This is a genomic window from Actinosynnema sp. NPDC059797, from assembly GCF_042732085.1.
Lineage (GTDB): Bacteria > Actinomycetota > Actinomycetes > Mycobacteriales > Pseudonocardiaceae > Actinosynnema.
Genome location: NZ_JBHWIE010000213.1, coordinates 8,086 through 12,877, shown reverse-complemented (window position 1 = coordinate 12,877; position 4,792 = coordinate 8,086). Strand labels below are relative to the sequence as shown.

The 4,792-nt window shown below is 77.0% G+C and carries 4 protein-coding genes; all 4 read left to right on the top strand.

All coding sequences use genetic code 11. The features are described 5' to 3' along the window. Window positions 1-771, top strand: a 771-nt coding sequence (locus tag ACFV4N_RS31050) for a hypothetical protein (protein WP_499676183.1), incomplete at its 5' end; no start/stop codon positions are given. Next, window positions 768-2,345, top strand: a complete 1,578-nt coding sequence (locus tag ACFV4N_RS31045; protein WP_499676182.1) for a thiopeptide-type bacteriocin biosynthesis protein — start codon at window positions 768-770, stop codon at window positions 2,343-2,345. The genes ACFV4N_RS31050 and ACFV4N_RS31045, both read left to right, overlap by 4 nt. Window positions 2,346-2,457: 112 nt before the next feature. Beyond that, window positions 2,458-3,645, top strand: coding sequence for a DUF418 domain-containing protein (locus tag ACFV4N_RS31040; protein ID WP_499676181.1), 1,188 nt, complete (start codon window positions 2,458-2,460; stop codon window positions 3,643-3,645). Next, window positions 3,642-4,792 (top strand): sensor histidine kinase (locus ACFV4N_RS31035; protein WP_499676180.1); only part of this gene is annotated, 1,151 nt, incomplete at its 3' end. The genes ACFV4N_RS31040 and ACFV4N_RS31035, both read left to right, overlap by 4 nt.

The following is a 4,792-nucleotide window of genomic DNA, read 5'->3' as shown; positions in this document are numbered from 1 at the left end:
CTGGTCCGCCGCCGCGACCGCCTCTCCCCCGGCTACCGCGAGTTCGGCGACGTGCTGACCGAGCTGGAGGTCGGGCACGTGGCGGCGGCGCTCGTCGAGCACGCGGCGCGCCTGGGCCTGCGCGCCCGCGCCACCGGGACGACCGTGGACCTCGACCCGGGCGCCGCCGCCGACCGGGGGGCGGGCGCGACCGCCCCGGTGCCGCGACGCAGCTCGGGCGTCGGACCGCGCGGCATCGCCGCCGACCCCCGGCCGTTGCCCGCGAGCGCGCTGCACGCGGTCGTCCGAGCGGTCAATGACCCGCCCGCCGGCTCACCGGTGCGCGACGACCTGCGGCACCGGCTGGCCGTGCGCAACGTGGCCGGCGTCGACGACGGCTGGTACGACGTGGTCGGCGGCCTGCGGCTGGTCGAGCCCGGACCCGCGGTGGCCCGGCTCCAACCGGTGTTCGGGCACCCGCCCGGCACCATCCACGTCGCCTCGGTGAACCTCGCCCTGGTGACGACCGGCGACCCGGCCGCCGCCGTGGCGTCCGACGGCCCGGACGGCTACCGGGCCCTGCTGCGCGCGGCGGGCGCGGCGGCCCAGCACGTGTGCACGGCCGCCGCCGCGGCGGGCGCGTTCTGCCGCCCGGCGCGCAGCACCGACGACGGCCCGCTGGAGGCCCTGGTGGGCGCGCCGGCCTCGCACGTGCTGCTCTACCTGCTCGTGGCCGGTCGCCCGCGCGGCACGGGCTTCGCCTACGACCTCACCCCGCTGGAGGCGCGATGACCTGGACCAGCCTGCACGTGCGGCTGTCCTGGGCGGTCGAGCACGTCGACGCGTTCATCGCCGACGTGCTCGCGCCGGCGATGGCCGAGCACCGCGCGGCGGGGCACGTGGCCGACTGGTTCTACGTGCGGTACTGGCGCACCGGCCCGCACCTGCGCATCCGGCTGCGTGACGCCACCGAGGACCTGACCGGCCGGCTGCGCGAGCTGGTGGCGCGGGCCGGCCACCCGGTGCGGGACCTCGACCCGGCCGCGTTCCACGCCGTCGCCGGCGCGCCCGAGGGCGACTGGCTGCCGCACGGCGACGTCCGCGAGACGCCTTACGAACCGGAGGTGGACCGGTACGGCGGCCCGGAGGCGCTGCCGGTCGCCGAGGAGGTGTTCTGCCGGAGCACCGACGTGGCGGTGGCCGTGCTGCGGTCCGCCCGCGCGCCCGGCGCGAAGTTCACCGCGGCCGTGGAGCTGGTGATGGCCACGACGACCGCGTTGAAGCTGGACCGGGTGGAGGCGGCGGCGTGGCTGCGGTCGCTGGCGACGGGGTGGCGGCAGGCGCACGAGCCGGTCGCGCCGCCCGGCCTCGGCTCGCACGTGGCCGCGGGGCGGCTGCACGAGGCGCGGGCGGCCCGGCTCGCCGCCCGGTGGGACCGGCTCGAGTCCCACGCGACGGGCGCGGTGGCGTACTGGGCGGAGCAGGTGCGGGCGGACCTGCCGCGCTACGTGTGGGCCTCCCAGCTGCACATGCTGTTCAACCGCCTCGGCCTCGACCCGGAGCAGGAGCGCACCGCCTGCCGGCTGGTGGCGCTGGCGGCCGAGGCGCCGGACGGGTTCGCGCCGTTCCACGAGGACGGCGCGACCGCGCCGGACCGGCGCTACCTGGCGCTCAGCAGGTTCCGGGCGGGTGTGCCGGACCAGGGTCCCCGCGACGTGGGGCACGCTCCGCCGACGACGCTGCCGTGGTGGCCCGAGGTGGTGCTGCCCGACGCCGCGCCCGTGCCCGGCTCGCTGGTCGAGGCGCTGCGGACCCGCCGCACCGCGCGCGGTGCGGAGCCGACCGGCCCGCTGGACGCCGGGCGGTTGGCGACGCTGCTGTGGACCGCGCACGGCGCCCTGCCCGACGGGCGCAGGCCCCACCCGAGCGCGGGCGCGCGGCACAGCGCCCGGCTGCGCGTGGTGGCGTTGCGGGTGGCCGGGCTGGAACCCGGCGTGTACGACGTGGACGAGGAGCGGCGGGTGCTGGTCCGCGTCGCGCCCGCGCCGCCGGTCGCCGACGTGGGCGCGACCTCCATGTGGTTCGGCGACGGTGAGGGGCGGGTGGACCCGGCCGCCACACCCGCCGTGCTCGGCCTCTACACGCGGTTCGGCGCGCTGCGGAAGGCCTACGGCCTGCGGGCGCTGCGGCTGGCGTTCACCGAGGCCGGGCACCTGGCGCAGAACCTCGCGCTGGTCGCCGCGTCGTCGGGGCTCTCGCTCGGGCTGCTCGGCGGCTTCTACGACGACCTGGCGCACGACGTGCTGTGCCTGGACGGCGTGGACGACGCGCTGGTCTACCTGATGCCCCTCGGCTCTACCCGTTAGGGGCGGGCCCGCGCATCGACCGACCGGTTGACCCGCCGGGGTCCGGGGATGACCCCCGGCCTCGGTCGATCCGCCGATCCGCGCCGGCGCGCGGGCCAGCACGCTGGAACCCATGTCACTCAACCAGGTCGCACCGGCGGCGGGTCCGATCGCCGTGCGGGACCGGGCGCTCGCGCCCGACCTCGCGCGGGGTCTGATGCTCGCCCTCATCGCGGTGGCCAACTCGGTGTACTACCTCTACGGCCGCCCGTACGGGGTGCGGCAGCACATCGTCGAGCACGACCTGCTGAACCGGGTCGTCAGCGTGCTCGACGTGACCCTGGTCGACGGGCGCGCGTACCCGATGTTCGCCGCCGTGTTCGCCTTCGGCGTCGTGTGGTCGTTCGGGCGGCAACTGGCCGCGGGCGTCCCCGAGGCCGACGCCAAGCGGCTGCTGCGGCGGCGGAGCCGCTGGCTGATCGCGTTCGGGTTCGTCCACGCGACGCTGCTGTTCCCCGGCGACATCCTCGGCCTGTACGGGGTGCTGGGCTTCCTGCTGGTGGCGCTGACCCGGGTCTCGGACCGGGCGCTGCTGGTCGCCGCCGCCGCGTCGCTGGTCGTGGGCGCGGCGGTGCAGGGCGCCGCCCAGATGATGCCCTCGACCGGCGAGCGGACGTTCTTCTTCTCGTTCGAGGTCGCGGACCCGCTCACGGCGCTCGCGCTGCGCCCCCTGGAGTGGTTGATGATCCCGGTCGGCAACCTCGCGATCGTCGGCGTGGTGCTGGTCGGCACGTGGGCCGCCCGGCGCGGCGTGCTGACCGACCCGGCGGCGCACCGGACCCTGCTGGTCCGCACGGCGGTCGGCGGGCTGACGGCGGCCGTGGCGGGCGGGCTGCCCGTGGGGCTGGCGGTCGGCGGGTTCTGGGAGCCCACCTCGACGCCCGCGCTGTGGGCGATCTCCACGCTGCACGCGATCACCGGGGTCGCGGGCGGCCTGGGCTACGCGGCGCTGATCGGGTTGCTCGCGCTCCGCGTCGGCGACCGGCCCGGCCCGGTGGTGCGGGCGCTCGCCGCGACCGGGCAACGCTCGCTGAGCTGCTACCTGTTCCAGTCGGTGGTGTTCGTGGCGCTGCTGACGCCGTGGGCCCTGGGGCTGGGCCGGACGCTGGGCACGGCCGGGGTCGGGCTGCTGGCCCTGGGCACGTGGCTGGTCTCGGTGCTGCTGGCCGACCTGCTGCGGCGCGCGGGCAGGCGGGGACCGGCGGAGGTGCTGCTGCGCCGGCTGGTCTACCGCGGTCGGCAGGGGAAGATGTCCGGGTGACCACGGTGGACGAACAGCCGGACCTGGCGCGGGAACGGCGGTGGAACCTGGCCTGGGGGCTGGCCCCGTACGGCCTGCTGGCCCTGGCTTGCGCGGTGTACCTGGTGTTCGACACGGCGGACTGGGGCGAGCGCCTGGTCACGCTGGGCATCGCCGCCGGGCTCGCGGCGTGGCACTGGTGGTTCGCCATGGCGCACCCGCAGTGGTGGGACCGCCGGTCCTGGGCGATGACCGGGTACTTCATCGGCCTGCTCGTCCTGGCCTCGCTCCTGGTGCTGCGCAGCGACGCCTTCCAGCTGTTCGTCCCCGCGTGCTACGTGCTCGCGTTCGTCGCGCTGCCCGGGTGGCCCGCGTACCTCGGCGTGGTGGCCGCCAACGCGCCGTGGCTCGTCGCGCCGGGCTCCGGGACCCTGTCGGTGCTGGTCAACCTCGCCGTGGCGACACCGCTGGCCGCGCTGGTCGGCGGGATGGTCCGGGCCATGGAGGAGGAGGCGATCCGGCGGCGGGAGACCAACCGCGAGCTGGTCGCCGTGGCGGCGGAGAACGCGCGGCTGCACGCGATGCTCGTGGCGCGGGCCAGGGAGACCGGGATCGCGGAGGAACGCGCGCGGCTCGCCCGCGAGATCCACGACACCGTCGCGCAGGGGCTGACCGGGGTCGTCACGCAGCTGGAGGCGGTCGGGGAGCTGGTGGGCCCCGGTCCGGTGCGCGGCCGGGTCGACGCGGCGCGGGACCTGGCGCGCACCAGCCTGGCGGAGGTCCGCCGGTCGATCGAGGCGCTGCGCCCCGGCCCGCTCCAGGACGCCCGGCTCGGCGACGCCGTGCGGCAGGCCGTGACGACGTGGCGGGCGCAGTACGACGTGCCGGCGACGTTCACCGTGACCGGGACGCCGCAGCCGGTGCACTCGGAGGTCGAGGTGACCGTGCTGCGGGCGGCGCAGGAGGCCCTGGCCAACGTGGGCAGGCACGCGCGGGCGCGTCGGGTGGACGTCACGCTGTCCTACATGGAGGACGTGATCGTGCTGGACGTGCGCGACGACGGGGCGGGGTTCGACGCCGGGTCGGCCGACGGGTTCGGGCTGACCGCGCTCCGCCAGCGGGTGCGGGCGCTGTCCGGGTCGGTCGACGTCGAGTCCGCGCCCGGGTC